Source organism: Martinezella lusitana (assembly GCF_014207095.1).
GTDB lineage: Bacteria > Pseudomonadota > Alphaproteobacteria > Rhizobiales > Rhizobiaceae > Rhizobium > Rhizobium lusitanum_B.
This window is the reverse complement of sequence record NZ_JACHBG010000016.1, coordinates 1-14,473: the sequence shown is the minus strand read 5'-3', so window position 1 is coordinate 14,473 and position 14,473 is coordinate 1. Positions and strand designations below refer to the sequence as shown.

At 57.5% G+C, this 14,473-nt stretch carries 14 protein-coding genes and 2 pseudogenes; 13 read left to right on the top strand and 3 right to left on the bottom strand.

Annotated features, from left to right (window positions below; translation table 11 throughout):
* Window positions 1–34: 34 nt before the first annotated feature.
* The gene (locus GGD46_RS24435; RefSeq protein WP_184708870.1) at window positions 35–844 is read right to left on the bottom strand and encodes a hypothetical protein; all 810 of its coding nucleotides are present in this window, start codon (window positions 842–844) and stop codon (window positions 35–37) included.
* A gap of 10 nt (window positions 845–854) precedes the next feature.
* Entirely contained in the window at window positions 855–1,505 is a 651-nt protein-coding gene (locus GGD46_RS24430; RefSeq protein WP_184708868.1) for a flavin reductase family protein, read from the bottom strand.
* Here GGD46_RS24430 and GGD46_RS24425 point away from each other — a divergent pair.
* From GGD46_RS24425 to GGD46_RS24370, 13 genes and pseudogenes are all read left to right on the top strand, one after another.
* Window positions 1,474–2,544 (top strand): HpcH/HpaI aldolase/citrate lyase family protein, encoded by a 1,071-nt coding sequence (locus tag GGD46_RS24425; protein WP_210325706.1) that lies wholly within the window; start codon window positions 1,474–1,476, stop codon window positions 2,542–2,544. The two genes, GGD46_RS24430 and GGD46_RS24425, sit on opposite strands and share 32 nt — an antisense overlap.
* A gap of 82 nt (window positions 2,545–2,626) precedes the next feature.
* On the top strand, window positions 2,627–2,854 hold the full coding sequence (locus GGD46_RS24420; protein WP_184708866.1) for a hypothetical protein: 228 nt from the start codon (window positions 2,627–2,629) through the stop codon (window positions 2,852–2,854).
* A 262-nt stretch (window positions 2,855–3,116) separates the two neighbouring features.
* A pseudogene (locus tag GGD46_RS33950) lies at window positions 3,117–3,458 on the top strand (formate/nitrite transporter family protein); the annotation flags it as partial.
* A 60-nt stretch (window positions 3,459–3,518) separates the two neighbouring features.
* Window positions 3,519–3,791: pseudogene (locus GGD46_RS33945) on the top strand (3'-5' exonuclease); the annotation flags it as partial.
* A gap of 442 nt (window positions 3,792–4,233) precedes the next feature.
* Complete coding sequence (locus GGD46_RS24410; RefSeq protein ID WP_184709044.1) at window positions 4,234–4,845, top strand: cupin domain-containing protein; 612 nt, start codon at window positions 4,234–4,236, stop codon at window positions 4,843–4,845.
* Window positions 4,846–4,967: 122 nt separating this feature from the next.
* The gene (locus GGD46_RS24405) at window positions 4,968–5,909 is read left to right on the top strand and encodes a substrate-binding domain-containing protein (RefSeq protein ID WP_184708864.1); all 942 of its coding nucleotides are present in this window, start codon (window positions 4,968–4,970) and stop codon (window positions 5,907–5,909) included.
* Between the two features lie 89 nt (window positions 5,910–5,998).
* Window positions 5,999–6,796, top strand: a complete 798-nt coding sequence (locus GGD46_RS24400; protein ID WP_184708862.1) for an ATP-binding cassette domain-containing protein — start codon at window positions 5,999–6,001, stop codon at window positions 6,794–6,796.
* 2 nt (window positions 6,797–6,798) lie between these two features.
* Window positions 6,799–7,806 carry an ABC transporter permease gene (locus GGD46_RS24395; RefSeq protein ID WP_246806467.1) on the top strand — a complete coding sequence of 336 codons (1,008 nt, stop codon included), beginning with the start codon at window positions 6,799–6,801 and terminating at the stop codon, window positions 7,804–7,806.
* 3 nt (window positions 7,807–7,809) lie between these two features.
* Complete coding sequence (locus GGD46_RS24390) at window positions 7,810–8,901, top strand: phosphotriesterase (protein WP_184708858.1); 1,092 nt, start codon at window positions 7,810–7,812, stop codon at window positions 8,899–8,901.
* Between the two features lie 28 nt (window positions 8,902–8,929).
* Window positions 8,930–9,700, top strand: a complete 771-nt coding sequence (locus GGD46_RS24385; protein ID WP_184708856.1) for a glutamine amidotransferase — start codon at window positions 8,930–8,932, stop codon at window positions 9,698–9,700.
* A 4-nt stretch (window positions 9,701–9,704) separates the two neighbouring features.
* Window positions 9,705–10,619 (top strand): ribokinase, encoded by a 915-nt coding sequence (locus GGD46_RS24380; protein ID WP_184708854.1) that lies wholly within the window; start codon window positions 9,705–9,707, stop codon window positions 10,617–10,619.
* Window positions 10,616–11,458, top strand: coding sequence for a BtpA/SgcQ family protein (locus tag GGD46_RS24375; protein ID WP_184708852.1), 843 nt, complete (start codon window positions 10,616–10,618; stop codon window positions 11,456–11,458). The genes GGD46_RS24380 and GGD46_RS24375 overlap by 4 nt, the downstream gene beginning before the upstream one ends.
* Window positions 11,455–12,717 (top strand): Zn-dependent hydrolase, encoded by a 1,263-nt coding sequence (locus GGD46_RS24370; protein ID WP_184709042.1) that lies wholly within the window; start codon window positions 11,455–11,457, stop codon window positions 12,715–12,717. Before GGD46_RS24375 ends, GGD46_RS24370 begins: the two co-directional genes overlap by 4 nt.
* A 492-nt stretch (window positions 12,718–13,209) precedes the next feature.
* Here GGD46_RS24370 and GGD46_RS24365 read toward each other — a convergent pair whose 3' ends face one another.
* Window positions 13,210–14,265 carry a GSU2403 family nucleotidyltransferase fold protein gene (locus GGD46_RS24365; RefSeq protein WP_313206333.1) on the bottom strand — a complete coding sequence of 352 codons (1,056 nt, stop codon included), beginning with the start codon at window positions 14,263–14,265 and terminating at the stop codon, window positions 13,210–13,212.
* Between the last annotated feature and the right edge of the window lie 208 nt (window positions 14,266–14,473).

Below are 14,473 nucleotides of genomic sequence, written 5' to 3'. Positions count from 1 at the left end.
GGTTCCCCGGCAAACGAAAGACTCGATTGCCTGATCAAGCCTGGTAATCGCCCGCATTGAATACCCAGCCCTTTGTGATGAAGTCCGCCCGTGGCGGGGCGAATACGTCAATCAAGATATGACGCCCTGGTCCAACGCCCTCGGTCGTGTGGATAAGTTCGGGAGGAATAATCGCCATACTGCCAGCCGAGGCCTCGATGTGCTGATCCTCGCGCCATTCCTCTGCATTGGACACCCATGGGGTACGGATATGGTGTACGAAATCACCTGCAATCGCGAGAGATCCCTGCTCGAAATCCTCATGCGCGTGCGGCGACAACTTCGTCCGGTCCCGCTGTCCTTCATATTCGACCCAGTTGATACTCATCGTAGAACTCTGAAGGAACTTCAGCCTGGGATTTCCTTCGGGAAAGGGGATCTCATCCACCCGATAGACGCAAATGCGATCGGCATCCTTCTCCAATCGCATCATTGGTTTTGCCACCGGGATCACACGTCCATCGAGCACCTTATAGTCGTCGGCATTGACGACGCTGCGAGGGTCCATATCTCGGCGGGCCGTCGTCAGGGCAAACGCCCTTGCACCGCGCGGTAGGTGAAGTTGGAACGCACCGGCCGGCACGACAGCGATGGACCGACTTGCGATTTCCATCGTTTCGGAATCCATCGTCAGCGTCGCGTCGCTTTCAGGAATGAGGAGAATGGTTTCATGATCGCTATGAATGATATTGTCCGCGCCATCGGCACCCGTGATACATTCGACCGTGAAATTCTGACCTCGAATGATTGAACTCGCGGCGTGAGCCGGCGCGAAATACGAAAGCGAAACGGGGCGTAAAATCATTGTTCGGACCTCAATAGGTGGCCTCGTCGGCGCGGGTAAACTGTCGCTGCAGCTCGAAGCTTGGTTGGGAAATGGCATATTCGGCACCGCCCAAACGCGTTACGGGCTGTGCGAGAGCCGTATTGAAATACCCACCCTCCTCAAGAAAGCCGGGCTGAATGTGCATACCGACCACCTTGCCGAAGGTGACGTTGACGTTGGCGTTGCCCGTTTCGTCGGTCAGCCTGACAATCTCGATGACCTTGCACTCCAGGGCGGCAGGCGATCGGGCCACGCGCGGTGCCTTCACATAGATGCAGTTCGCTTTTTCGAGCCCGGCATACTCGAACTCGTCCATTCCGGCCGGGATTGGCGCGGACGTCATATTCATCTCTTTGACAAGGTCGTAGCTCACCAGGTTGAATACGAACTCACCGGTCTCACGGACGTTTTTTAGCGTGTCTTTCGCGGTACGATCCTCCGGCGTGTTGCAGGAGAATGCGAGGATCGGCGGCTCGTTGGACATGATGTTGAAGTAGGAATAGGGGGCCAGGTTGGCATTCCCTTCACTATCCACCGTACTCATCCAGCCTATCGGTCGCGGGGCAATAATCGCATTCAAAATGCCTCGCTTGTAGGCTTTCAGCGCGATGTCGACAAAGACGGGCTCGGTATTGGGCATGAACAACTCTCCAGCTGAGGCGATGCCCGGCTTGCGCGGTGATCTCATCGTCCGAGACCATTTTGCAACCGCTCCATGGGGCTTGGCATCGTTTTGGCGGACGCTATGCAAGTCGATATTTGAGGACAAGTTGAGAATATCGTCGTTTCAGCTGCTGAAATGCTGCCAGAAATCGGACACGCTCCCGGCCACGAGGTGTATTCCCGACTTTCAGAGTTCAGCGGTATCCTGGAGTACGAGAATGGATGAACCAAATCCTCATCTTACCTTAAGAGCACGTATTGCAGACCATCAAAGGCTGCTGGGCACCTTCGTCAAGATTTCCGGTCCATCTTCGATCGAGATATTGGCGGGAGCGGGTTTCGATTTTGTCGTCATAGATCAAGAGCACGGGGTGTTCGACCGCGCAGCGACAGATTTGGCTCTCCTCGCCTGCAAGGCATCTGGGGTATCGGGGATCGTCAGAGTGCCCGCCCTGGCACCAGACGGCATACTTTCGGCCCTGGATTGCGGCGCTGCCGGCATTCTCGCCCCGCACATCGATAGCGCTGGTCGGGCAAAGGAGCTGGTCGCTGCATGTCGCTACCGAGGCGGCCGTCGTGGTTTCTCTGCCGTGACACGTGCGGGCGGTTATGGCGCCAAACCCATGTGGAAACATGTCGGAGAAGCGGACGCCGGCGTGGCGGCAATTGCCATGATCGAAGATCCCGCCGGTGTTGACAACATCGATGACATCCTCTCCGTCGAGGGGCTGGACGCCGTGTTCATCGGCCGTGGAGATCTGACTGTTGCCTATGGCGCGGGCTCAAGAGACCATCCCACGATCGTGTCGGCGGTCGACAGGATCATTGATGCTGTCCGTCGCGCCGGCAAGTCCGTATGGATGATGGTCGAGACCGGCCCGGATATTGAACCTTTGGCGACCAAGGGCGTGTCTTCCTTCATCGTGTCCTCTGATCAGGGCATGCTTCGAAATGCCGCCCGAGATATGATGGGCGGATTATCATGGTTTGCCAGGGACAAACGTGGCTCTCTCTGAAGAGCCCCGTATCAATTCTGCATACTTTGCTATGGCGATGCGGTGCCCACCATGCTTGGAACCAATAAATCGGACACATCTGATGCTGGTTCAGCGCATTACCGCGACAAAGACCGACGTAATTCATAGGGAGTGGAGTTTCGGGTTGCTATCTCCTGCTGCAAGCCATGCAATGGGGTCGTTCGTCGATAGTGCAGAAAGTGAAACTATCCGATCCAGTTCGATAATCATGACACGAGTTATGATCGGCATTGCTGATGCCGCATCTCAATTGATGGCGGCAGGTTGGAACACCCAGTCTAAAACATGATTTTGCCCGCATCGTCACACGATTAGCATCGCCCCATCAGCCGACGACGCTTTCGGTTCGTTCCGGTGATAGAACGAGGAGCAAGGATGTACCAAGAGTCCATTGTCAGCTTTGCTGCATCAGCCGAACACAAGGCGCTCATCTGCGTGAGCAACTGCTTGCTTTCCTGGTAGGAACAGCGATGGCCGGCGCCTATATCGGCGCTGGCGACATACTCATGTTTGCCGCTGGGGCGCACGCTGATCCAGCTTAGGCTCATCTTTTGATAGGCGCCGTCGTTTCGTCGGCGTTGACCATCGCCGTCTTCGCGGGTTCCGAACTATTTACTGGAACCGCAATGTATATGCCGCTCGCCGTGCTGACGCGACGCGCCAGGATCGCGGAAATAGTCCTCGTTTGGGCCGCTTCGTGGGCTTGCAGAATCCTCGACGCAATGGTGCTTTCTCGGCTTTTTCATCTTGCAGGCGGCGGCGTGTTGCTCAGCGACGGCAGTCAGTCATCCTTCGCTGCTGTCGCGGCCAAAATGTCGCCAGGGTCGCCTGCGCTCTTTGCCCGCGGAATCTTGTGCAATTGGCTCGTCTGTCTAGCTATCCGAATGGATGGGCGAACCGAAAGTGCCGCCGTCAGGGCCTTACTGATCTTTTGGCGGATCACCATATTCGCGCCCTTTGCCGAGCTATATGAGGCAAGCAAGCAGTCGCGGGTACATATCTTTGCGGAAAATTCGCCCTTTGATCAAAAGGACCGCCTGAAGGCAAGAGGTTATCGCTGGTCCGACGGCAGCGACGGCCGCCCGAAATCATGGTGGATCGAAGTCGCCGAAGAAGCGATGGAGGATGAGCTACGGTTCCTGCGAAGTGATATCTATCGCTGGGACGAGGCTGATCCGCCGGTCCAGCGACTGACGGCTTTCGATCGTTTCAGGAGCCGAAGCTAGCCGACAGGGGACACCTCTTGTGAGGTACTGAGGCCGGAGATTCCTCGGTCGCATGCCGCCTGACCGCAAATTTTGCGGTCAGAGTATGGTGCCACTCGCGACTGGCGAGTGTCGGTTCAAGCAGGGCCGCAGCTTGCGCGGCTCATATACCTACGTTTTCGCCACCCATGAATTCTCAGGGGGAGAGTTGCGGCAACCCATCGGAGCACGGTCATTGTGAGGATGATCGGAGCCCGCGGATGTACCCTGCCCTGCTTCGAGTTCGATGCCTTTGCGACGCTCCGCTTAGGGAAATACGTCTTGGCCACTCCAGTTGCGATGGTAGTGACCTTGGCACAAACTGCGTCATCGGTCTCAAGAGACGACAACCAATTGCCTAGACAGAGGCAATGGGCAGGCGTTAAGCTTCAGCTTTAATAACAGCGATGTCAAAACCATGAACATGATCGAATCCCCACGCGGATCGGGAGAAGACGGCGAAAAGATACTGAGCAACCCGGTGCGGCTCGGGGGCCGCCTTAAGCTTGCCCGGCAAACACGAGGATTGACACTCAAGGCGCTCGCTTTGGCTGCAGATTGCTCGGAAAGTTTGCTGTCCAAGATCGAGAACGGCAAGGCATCTCCCTCTTTGCCGATGCTTCATCGGCTTGTCGGCGTTCTCGGCACTAATATCGGCTGGATGTTCGAGGAAACCGATGGCGAAGAGGGTATCGTGTTCCGATCTGGAACGAGGCCGCTAATCGGCCTGGATCCTCTACGCAGGGGGGAAGGCATCTCTCTGGAACGAATTATACCCTATTCCCAAGGCCACCTGCTGCAATGCAACATCCATCATATTGAGGCCGGCGGTCAGAGTGCCGGACCGATCCAGCATATCGGCGAAGAGGTCGGTTACGTCCTTGCAGGTGAAGTTGAGCTTATGGTCGGCGAGCGTACCTTCCGGCTTTCTCATGGCGACAGTTTTGTTTTCAACTCCGAACTACCCCACTGGTATCGTAACGTTGGCTCGGAACGAGCCAGCATCTTCTGGGTGAATACACCAGCGACTTTTTAGTTCGAGCTAATCTCATCAGAGCGGGCGCGCGACCATCTCCAGAATCTTAAATTCAAGTCGCTTGACAAGAATTCAAGTTACTTGAATACTCCCCATGCAATCCAAAAACATGGGGAACGATTATGCATCTCAAGAAATATTTGTTTGGTTGCGCACTCGGCGCAACCATTGCCCTCGGCCTCAATGCCAGTTCGGCTATGGCCAATACGCTGGCGCTCGTGACCATCAACCAGCAGGCCCTGTTCTTCAACCAGATCAATGACGGTGCCAAGGAGGCGGCAAAGAAGGCCGGCGTCGATCTTGTTATCTTCAATGCCAACAACGTTCCGAGCGCGCAAAATGATGCGATCGAGAACTACATTACCCAGAAAGTCGATGGCATTATTCTGGTTGCCATCGACGTCAATGGTGTAAAACCGGCAATCACCGCTGCCAAGAAGGCCGGTATCCCGGTCATCGCGATCGACGCGCAAATTCCGAATGGCGACAATATCGCCTTTGTCGGTGTCGACAACACCAAGGCCGGCGGAGAGATCGGCAAGTTTTATTCCGATTACGTCAAGGGCAAGCTGAACGGCAGCGCAAAGCTCGGCGTCGTCGGCGCGCTCAACTCCTTCATCCAGAACCAGCGTCTCGATGGCTTCAAGGCAGCCGTCAAGGCAGGTGAGCAGAAGGTCACGTTCCTCGATACGGTCGATGGCCAGAATGTCCAGGACGTGGCACTCAGCGCTGCCGAAAACCTCATTACCGCCAATCCGGATATGACGACGCTCTATGCAACCGGCGAGCCCGCATTGCTCGGCGCCGTTGCCGCCGTGACCAGCCAGGGAAAGACCGGCAGCGTCAAGGTATTCGGCTGGGATCTGACCAAGCAGGCGGTCGAAGGCATCGATCAGGGTTGGGTCACCGCGGTAATCCAGCAAGATCCGGCCGGCGAAGGCAAGGCGGCGGTCGAGGCTTTGGTCAAAGTCAAGAAGGGTGAGAAGATCGACCCGATCATCAACGTGCCGGTGACCATCGTCACCAAGGAAAATGTCGACAAGTTTCGGGGCATGTTCAAGTAACCCCGACCTCTCGTCACGTCATGGCCGATCGTCTCGGCCGTGACGTTATGGCATTATGGCTTAAGCCATTTCCGCAAGGCAGCAGTGAGATGACAAATGCTGATACCTACCGCGTCAGGATGACCGGTATTTCCAAACGCTATGGCACGATGCAGTCGCTGGACAATGTATCGTTGACCTTGAAACCAGGCGAGGTTCTCGGCCTCGTCGGCGACAACGGCGCCGGTAAGTCCACCTTGAGCAAGGTGCTGTCCGGCGCGGTCATCCCGGATTCGGGAACAATCGAAATTGATGGCCGGCCAGTTTCCTTTACCTCGCCGGCAGATGCCCGGGCGGCTCATGTCGAGATGGTCTATCAGGATCTGTCGCTGTGTGACTCGGTCGATGTGGCAGGCAACCTCTTTCTTGGGCGGGAGCCCAAATGGAGGCTTGCGGGCATCCCGATGCTCGACAAGAAGACGATGCATGAACGCGCCCGCCACATGCTTGAAGGGCTCGGTATCGTCATTCCCGATACGCGGCTGAAAGTCGAAAATCTGTCGGGTGGTCAACGCCAGTCGATCGCGATCGGGCGCGCCGCTTCGTTCAATCCATCGGTGCTGATCATGGATGAACCGACGGCGGCGCTGGCGGTCGCCGAAGTTGAAGCCGTCCTCGAGCTCATTCGCACCGTCAGCGCCCGTGGCGTCAGTGTCATCCTGATCACCCATCGTCTGCAAGATTTGTTTCTGGTCTGCGACCGGATCCAGGTGATGTATGAGGGCCAGAATGTCGCCGAGCGCCAGATCGAAGACACGAATATCGAAGAGGTCGTCAACCTGATCGTCGGCCGCAAGTTCGCCGCGCGCTCCGCCGGCCCATCTCCAGATCGAGGCGTTTCCACATGACCATGACCTCTTCTCATACCCAAACCGGGCAGTCGACCCGCATGCGCAAGGCGCGCCTTTACGACAAGGCCATGGCCAATGGCGGCATTGTGTCGATTGCGCTATTCTTCATTGCCGTCTGCATCTTCTTTTCGCTTTTCACCAACGTCTTTCTGACCGCACCGAATTTGTTGAACGTCGTCAGGCAATCGGCGCCGCTCCTGATCGTCGCTGCGGCGATGACCTTTGTGATCACCACGGGTGGAATCGATCTCTCTGTAGGCTCGGTGTTGGCTCTGGCCGCGACGCTCTCGGCCGCATGCCTGCAGGTTGGCATTCCCTGGCCGCTGACCGTGCTGCTGATGCTGCTTCTCGGTGTGGTAACCGGTCTGATCCAGGGCTATTTCATTGCCTATGAGCGTATTCCTGCCTTCATCGTGACGCTTGCCGGGCTTTCCGTCATCCGCGGTCTGGCGCTTCTCATTACCGGCGGTTATTCCATCCCCGTCAATCCGGAAAGCCCGTTCACTGCCATAGGTCAAGCATGGTTCTTTGGCATTCCTGCGCCGGCGCTGATTGCGGTCGTCATTCTGGCAGCAGCCTATGTCACCTTCAATGAGACGCCCTTCGGCCGCTACGTGACCGGCATCGGCGCCAATGCTGAAGCGGTGCGGCGTGCCGGCGTCAATACGCGGCAAGTGACACTGTTCGTCTATGTGATCTCGGGGGTTGCAGCCTCAATCGCCGGCGTCATTCTCGCGGCGCGATTGGGATCGGGCTCGTCCAACTCCGGCCAGGGGTTCGAACTCGATGTCATAGCGGCCGTGGTGCTGGGCGGCACCAGCCTGTTTGGCGGGCGTGGATCGGTCGTCGGCACTGTGCTTGGTGCGCTCACCGTGGCCGTTATCGCCAATGGTCTCATCCTGTCGCACATGTCGCCCTTCTTCACGCCGATCGTGACCGGGGTGATCATCCTGGTGGCGATCTGGCTCAACTTTCGCCTGTTCAAGGGCGCGGTCAGGAGCCGTTGAGCGATGCTGGACCATCTTTTTGCCGAGACAGCAAAGACACGTCACGCCATCGGCGCGCAGACGGGATGCGCTATGACGGTGCTGGGGCCAATCCCGGTCTCCGAAATGGGCGTGACCTTGATGCACGAGCATATCTTCCTCGACGGCGCCCGTTCCTGGAAGTGCCCTTGCCATCCCGATGAGCGCGCCATCGCGGAACAGCCGCTCGGCATAGAGATCATCGGCGATCTGCGAATGAACCCTTACATGAACCGCGACAACGTCTCGCTTGATGATGCCGACCTAGCGCTTGCAGAGCTCGGCCGCTTCCAGAAACTTGGCGGCAATACTGTGGTGGAAACCACCAATTTCGGCATAGGGCGCGACGCTGAACAACTGCGCCGTATTGCAAGACTATCAGGCTTGAAAATCATCATGGGAACGGGATTCTATCTTGAGCACACTCATCCCGAGTGGCTGAAGGATATGGATATCGATGAGGTCACGGCCTTCATCATCAATGATGTCGGCGGCGGCGAAACGCAGCCGGAGATCATGGCCGGCATCATCGGGGAAGTTGGCGTCAGCAAGGATTTTACAGCCGAGGAGCAGAAGTCGCTGCGGGCGTCAGCAAGGGCATCGCGGCTGACAGGCCTGCCGTTGTCGATCCATCTGCCGGGTTGGGAGCGCCTAGCCCATCGGGTACTCGATATGGTGGAAGAAGAGGGTGCGGATCTGCGCCACACCGTCCTCTGCCATATGAATCCCAGCCACAATGACCTCCGGTACCAGATGAACCTTGCCGAGCGCGGGGCCTTTTTGGAATACGACATGATCGGCATGGATTACTACTATGCCGATCAGGACGCCCAATCGCCTTCCGACGAGGAAAATGCCAGGGCGATAGGAACGCTCGTCGACATGGGTTTTGCCGATCGGCTGCTGCTGTCGCAGGACGTATTCCTCAAGATGATGCTGACCCGCTACGGCGGCTTTGGCTACGGTTACATTCTCAAACATTTCCTGCCGCGGCTGAAACGCCTCGGCGTCGATCAGCAGTCAATCGATAAAATGCTGATCTCCAACCCCCAATCGGTATTTTCGGCCTCGGCTTGATCGCCGCAGGCGCAGACAAGGAGCAGATATGAGCAAGAAAAAAGTTCTCCTCGCGGGTGAGTCATGGATTTCTACCGCGACCCACATCAAGGGTTTCGACCAGTTTCCGACGGTCACCTATCATACCGGTGCCGATGAGCTGCTGAAGGCGCTGAAGGACAGTGCCTTTGACGTCACCTTCATGCCGGCGCATGAGGCCCAGCGGGACTTTCCGCTGACGGCGGAGGCGCTTGACGAATATTCGGCGATCGTTCTGTCGGATATCGGCGCCAACACGCTGCTTTTGCATCCCGATACCTGGATCCATTCCAAGCGCACGCCGAACCGGCTGAAACTCCTGCGCGATTATGTGGCGAAGGGCGGAGCGCTGCTGATGTTCGGCGGCTATTACAGCTTCCAGGGCATCAATGGCGGCGCCCGTTATCGCAAGACACCGGTCGAGGATGTGCTGCCGGTTACCTGCATGGCGGTGGACGACCGCGTCGAAGTTCCGGAGGGCTTTACGCCTGTTGTGACCGGCGATACGGCGCATCCGATCCTCAAGGGCCTGGGCGGCGACTGGCCTTATCTGCTCGGCTTCAATGAAGTCACCGTCAAGCAGGGCGCCGAAGTGCTGGCATCCGTGTCGGGCGAGTATGGTTCGCTGCCGCTGCTGGTGACCGGCACCTATGGCGCCGGAAAGTCGCTTGTCTGGACGTCGGATGTCGGTCCGCACTGGCTGCCGCCGGAGTTCATCGCCTGGAACGGCTACAAGACTCTATTCGAGCAGATGCTGGCTTGGGCGACGACGAAGGATTGATGCCATGCGCCTCCATGTCGTCGGCAACGTCTGCCTGGACACAAGCTTTCGCCTGCCGCGCCTGCCGCGGCCGGGCGAAACGCTTAACGCGCTGACGGCGATCGAGGGACTCGGGGGCAAGGGCGCCAACCAAGCGGTTGCGGCAGCGCGATGCGGCGCGGATGTCTATCTATGGTCCGCCCTCGGGAATGACGCGCTGGCGGATCGGCTGATCCAAATGTTGCAGGTCGATCTCGGTACCGACCGGCTAATCCGTCTTCCCCATCGGACCGATCAATCGACGATCCTGATCGACGGCGCCGGCGAGAATGCCATTGTTAGTGCAGTCGAGTGTGCACGTGCATTCGATCCGCTCTCGAATACGGATATTCAGGCGAGATGGCAGGAGGGCGAAATTCTTCTGCTGCAGGGCAATCTCTCCTGGGACACAACAACTGCCTGCCTACATCGCGCCAAGCGATCGGGACTTATGACGGTGTTCAATCCGAGCCCTTTGCCGGAACGGCGGGTTAGCGACCTCACCGATGTCGATCTCGTCATCGTCAATCAAGGGGAGGCTTCGACACTGACAGGGGTCGTCGAACCCGAACACGCGGCATGCAGGCTCGTGGAGATGGGCGTTGCAGATGTGATCATCACCCTCGCGGGCGATGGGAGCCTGGTCCTCGATTCAAAGGGCGCTGGCCCGATCCGGCTGCCGGCGCAGAGGACAGTGGTTGTCGATACCAGCGGCGCCGGTGACTGTTTTGCCGGCACAGTCGCCGGATTGCTGGGGCAGGGAAAAAAACTGATTCATGCCGCAACAGTAGCATCGAAGGCTGCGGCCATGGCGGTGGGTCGGCTTGGAACACTGGCCGCCTATCCCACTAGGGCGGAATTTTCGGAACTCTTGAAAATATCGGAACTGGAAAACACATGACAGGAACGGCAAAGCCAATCGGCCAAACTTCGGGTAACGCGCTCATCGAGCTTTTCGGTCGCGAGAAGACGATCATCGGCGTCGTCCATTTGGCGCCCTTGCCGGGTGCACCACGTTATTCGGGCGATGATATTGAGCTGGTTTACCAGCGCGGGCTCGATGATGCGCGTAGCTACCTTGCGGGCGGCTGCGATGCCGTCATCATTGAAAACCATGGTGATATCCCCTTTTCGAAACCGGACGATATCGGTCCAGAAACCTCCGCCTACATGGCTGTTGTTTCCGACCGCATCAGGCGCGAACTTGGGCGGCCGATCGGTATCAATGTCCTCGCCAACGCCGCTATACCCGCTTTGGCAATCGCCAGTGCTGCCGGCGCCGGTTTCGTGCGTGTCAATCAATGGGCCAATGCCTATGTCGCCAATGAGGGCTTTATCGAAGGCGAGGCGGCGCGGGCTATGCGCTATCGTTCACAGCTCAGAGCCGGCGGCATCCGAATTTTTGCGGATGCACATGTCAAGCACGGCGCACATGCGATCGTTGCAGATCGCCCGGTTGAAGAACAAGTCAGAGATATTGTCTTCTTCGACGCAGATGTTGTCATAGCGACCGGTCAGCGCACGGGGCACGTGGCCGATCTTGGCTATATCGGCATGATCAAGCGGGCATCCGGCCTGCCGACGCTCGTCGGCAGTGGCGTTGCACCCGACAATGTCAACGACATCCTCTCAGTTGCCGATGGCGTAATCGTCGCAAGCTCTCTGAAGTATGATGGAGTTTGGTGGAATGCGGTCGATCCGCAACGAGTGACAAAGTTCGTGGCAGGGATCCGTCGATGAATGCATGCCCCAACATTAGTGCGCCTCGACTGCTGCAGCGCATTGCCGAGTTTGCCACAATCGGCGCGACCCCAGCAGGCGGAGTGAACCGCCAGGCGCTGAGCACGGAAGATCGCGCAGCGCGTAAGCGGCTGGCGGAGTTGGCAGCGGGGCGCGGATTTTCCATCCATCAAGACGCAGTTGCCAATCTTTTCATCCGGCGCGACGGATCCAATCCTTCGCTTCCGCCCGTTCTGATCGGCAGCCACCTCGATAGTCAGCCTACTGGGGGCAGGTTCGACGGCGCACTTGGTACACTGTCTGCCTTCGAAGTGCTGGAGGCTCTGGAGGATGCCGGCGTTATCACCGAGCGGGCTGTGGAAGTCGTGTCCTGGACCAACGAGGAAGGCAGCCGCTTCTCTCCAGGCTGCATGGGTTCGATGGCCTTTGTCGATGTTGGCGACATAGCCGGGTGGCAGGACATACGTGGCGTCGAGGGAGCAAGATTCGGTGATGAACTTGCGGCAACATTAAATGCCCTGCCGGAGGCCAGAGTACAGCCAATTGGTCATTCCATCTCGGCCTTCGTTGAAGTCCATATCGAGCAGGGTCCTGTACTAGAACGCGCAGGCGTGCCGATCGGCATCGTTACCGGCGTACAGGGGACCAAATGGCTGGAGATTACCTTTACCGGCGAGGCGGCCCACGCCGGCACAACGCCACTGGAATTCCGCAAGGACCCCCTGGCGGCGGCGATCACCGCTATTGCGCGCCTCCAGCAGGCCGTCATGCCGGCTGATCCGCTGGCGCGACTAACGGTCGGCCGCATGACCGTCGAACCCAGTTCAGTCAATGTCATCCCGAGCAAGGTCACCTTCACGATCGACATTCGCCATCCGGAAGAAGACGTGCTTGCTTCCATTGAAGCGCGGGTCATCGCAGAATGCCGAGCGTCGGCCGAGGACCACGCACTCGATGCACACATCGAAAAGCGCTTCGATATGGCACCGGGTACGTTTGACGCTGCCATTGTTGATGTAATTGAAAACGCGTGTGAAAGTCTCGACATTCCCCGCATGAAGCTGGTCTCAGGAGCATTCCACGATGCACTCTTTGTCAGCCGCGTGGCGCCGGCTGCGATGATCTTCGTTCCGTGCCGCGATGGCATCAGCCATAACGAGTCTGAGTTCGTTAGCTCGGAAAATATTGAAACTGGCGCGAAAGTTCTGCTTCAGACGGCCCTTTCTCTGGCCCAGGGAGCAGCGGTGAAATCCGCTTAGAACTGGCCGAAGATAGCTGCGATACTGGAACAACGACTGAGAAATGTGAGCCTACGCCCCCTTTGCCACCAAGGTGTGAATCGGCAGGGGATCCCAAGGCCGATACGCACTATAACTCTTTGTAATTGCTCATGCTGATAGGGTTATGCTCCGGTGCTGAATGACACCGTGAATCGCTCGCTGTCCGAAATGGAGGCGCAAAGTGATCGTCCCGCAATTGGCTGCAGCCCCACTTTTAAAGATCACGACCCCGATCAACAAAATCGGATCCATTGATGTGATGGGATACGAACTGGCGACCTGCACGCTTCTCACGCGTAAGTACACCTGATGTCGTGCAACAGCACTATGGTCGCTTTCTTCCGCAGGACAAGGCAGCATTGGCCGCCAAGATTTTGAAGCAGGTCTTCGAAGCGGCACAGAGAGCTGTGTCAGACAAGGCTTAGGCTCAGCGCAACCTGATGCGAATGAGCGTTGTCATAGAGCCCACCTTTATCGCTTGAGAGTGCCAACCATTCGATTGATAGCGTCCCAATACTCCTTGTGCATGGTTTCGGCCGCTTCCGAGATCGCCAGCTTCCAAGCAGGCCCGCGATCCCATGCCTCCTCCAGAGCGTCAGCCAGTGAAGGCCCATGGCCCGTGACCGGCAGGGCGTCGAATAGTATTCCTGCCTGTCTAAGGTCTTTATCCCGTTTGGCTTGGCCGCCGGCGTCGTTTTGGCGGCGACCGGCAATGATGAGCTTGTGCACCGCGTACCTGCAAGGATCAGGGATGACAACTGAGATACCGGCACCATGTAGCAGGATCGAACGAACGGGATCGCGGATCAAGAAATCCATGAATCTTAGCGGTTCGGCTGACGCGCCACCGAGAGCGGGCATGTTGGCGGGTTTGTCGGAATATTCTTCGGCTCCCCTGTTTGTCGTCATGAACTCGACCCTGTAACCGGTTTGATTCCGAAAGGCATGAGATCGAGAGCTACCGCTGATATGCGGCACTGCGCGGAACGTCGGATCAAGCCCTTTTAGGAGATCGAGGATCGGCGGCAGCGAATCCGCCACCTCGGCGGAAATCGCGAAATCCTGGGCTAGGTCTGCATCACCTGTTAGGATCGCCGAAGGCAGACGGATGCCAAGATATGCCGAGTAGCATTGAAAAGCGACCGTGCCGATCAGAACACCGCGCAACCGGAAGAGACCGGCCTTGGCAAGCGCCTGTACAATATCCCCGGTAAAGCGATCAGCGGCAATCAAACCGGCCTCGCGTGTTAGCGTGGAAACGAACTTGCGGCGAGCCTTAAAGTCTGACTTCTCACCCTTGAAGGTTTCGACCCGTTCCGAAATCAAGGGATCGTCGGCAGGCCCGACGTACCGGCGCTTCTGCCCACCCTCACCATCGGGTTGGTCGAAATACCAATAACGCCGACCATCGACTGCCACCGGCACGAATCTACCCGATGGGGGGAAGTCTTCCGCCCAATCATCATCAAATGCCCGTTGCTGGAGCTCCGCGACCATGGTGCGGAACATGAGATCAATCTGCTTAATCACGGTGGCCTCTATATCGTTTTCACAAATCTAGTATAGCTACAACCTGTAAGCAAGCTTGGCTGCTTTTACCCAGTGGGCACTGCCGCGCCTCCACTCCTCCAATACCAGTCACCACCGACCCTGATCCTCGTTATACTATTTTCGCTAATATAGTATAGCGTCGCTGTCGAGATGCCCGCTCTTGAACATGGGGTAATCGCGGACG

Coding starts and splice junctions, on each gene's coding strand:
- GGD46_RS24390 (WP_184708858.1), top strand. CDS start 7,810: ATGCTGGACCATCTTTTTGCCGAGACAGCAAAGACACGTCACGCCATC.
- GGD46_RS24410 (WP_184709044.1), top strand. CDS start 4,234: ATGATCGAATCCCCACGCGGATCGGGAGAAGACGGCGAAAAGATACTG.
- GGD46_RS24380 (WP_184708854.1), top strand. CDS start 9,705: ATGCGCCTCCATGTCGTCGGCAACGTCTGCCTGGACACAAGCTTTCGC.
- GGD46_RS24430 (WP_184708868.1), bottom strand. CDS start 1,505: ATGCCCAATACCGAGCCCGTCTTTGTCGACATCGCGCTGAAAGCCTAC.
- GGD46_RS24385 (WP_184708856.1), top strand. CDS start 8,930: ATGAGCAAGAAAAAAGTTCTCCTCGCGGGTGAGTCATGGATTTCTACC.
- GGD46_RS24375 (WP_184708852.1), top strand. CDS start 10,616: ATGACAGGAACGGCAAAGCCAATCGGCCAAACTTCGGGTAACGCGCTC.
- GGD46_RS24370 (WP_184709042.1), top strand. CDS start 11,455: ATGAATGCATGCCCCAACATTAGTGCGCCTCGACTGCTGCAGCGCATT.
- GGD46_RS24435 (WP_184708870.1), bottom strand. CDS start 844: ATGATTTTACGCCCCGTTTCGCTTTCGTATTTCGCGCCGGCTCACGCC.
- GGD46_RS24400 (WP_184708862.1), top strand. CDS start 5,999: ATGACAAATGCTGATACCTACCGCGTCAGGATGACCGGTATTTCCAAA.
- GGD46_RS24405 (WP_184708864.1), top strand. CDS start 4,968: ATGCATCTCAAGAAATATTTGTTTGGTTGCGCACTCGGCGCAACCATT.
- GGD46_RS24395 (WP_246806467.1), top strand. CDS start 6,799: ATGACCTCTTCTCATACCCAAACCGGGCAGTCGACCCGCATGCGCAAG.
- GGD46_RS24425 (WP_210325706.1), top strand. CDS start 1,474: ATGTCGACAAAGACGGGCTCGGTATTGGGCATGAACAACTCTCCAGCT.
- GGD46_RS24420 (WP_184708866.1), top strand. CDS start 2,627: ATGCTGGTTCAGCGCATTACCGCGACAAAGACCGACGTAATTCATAGG.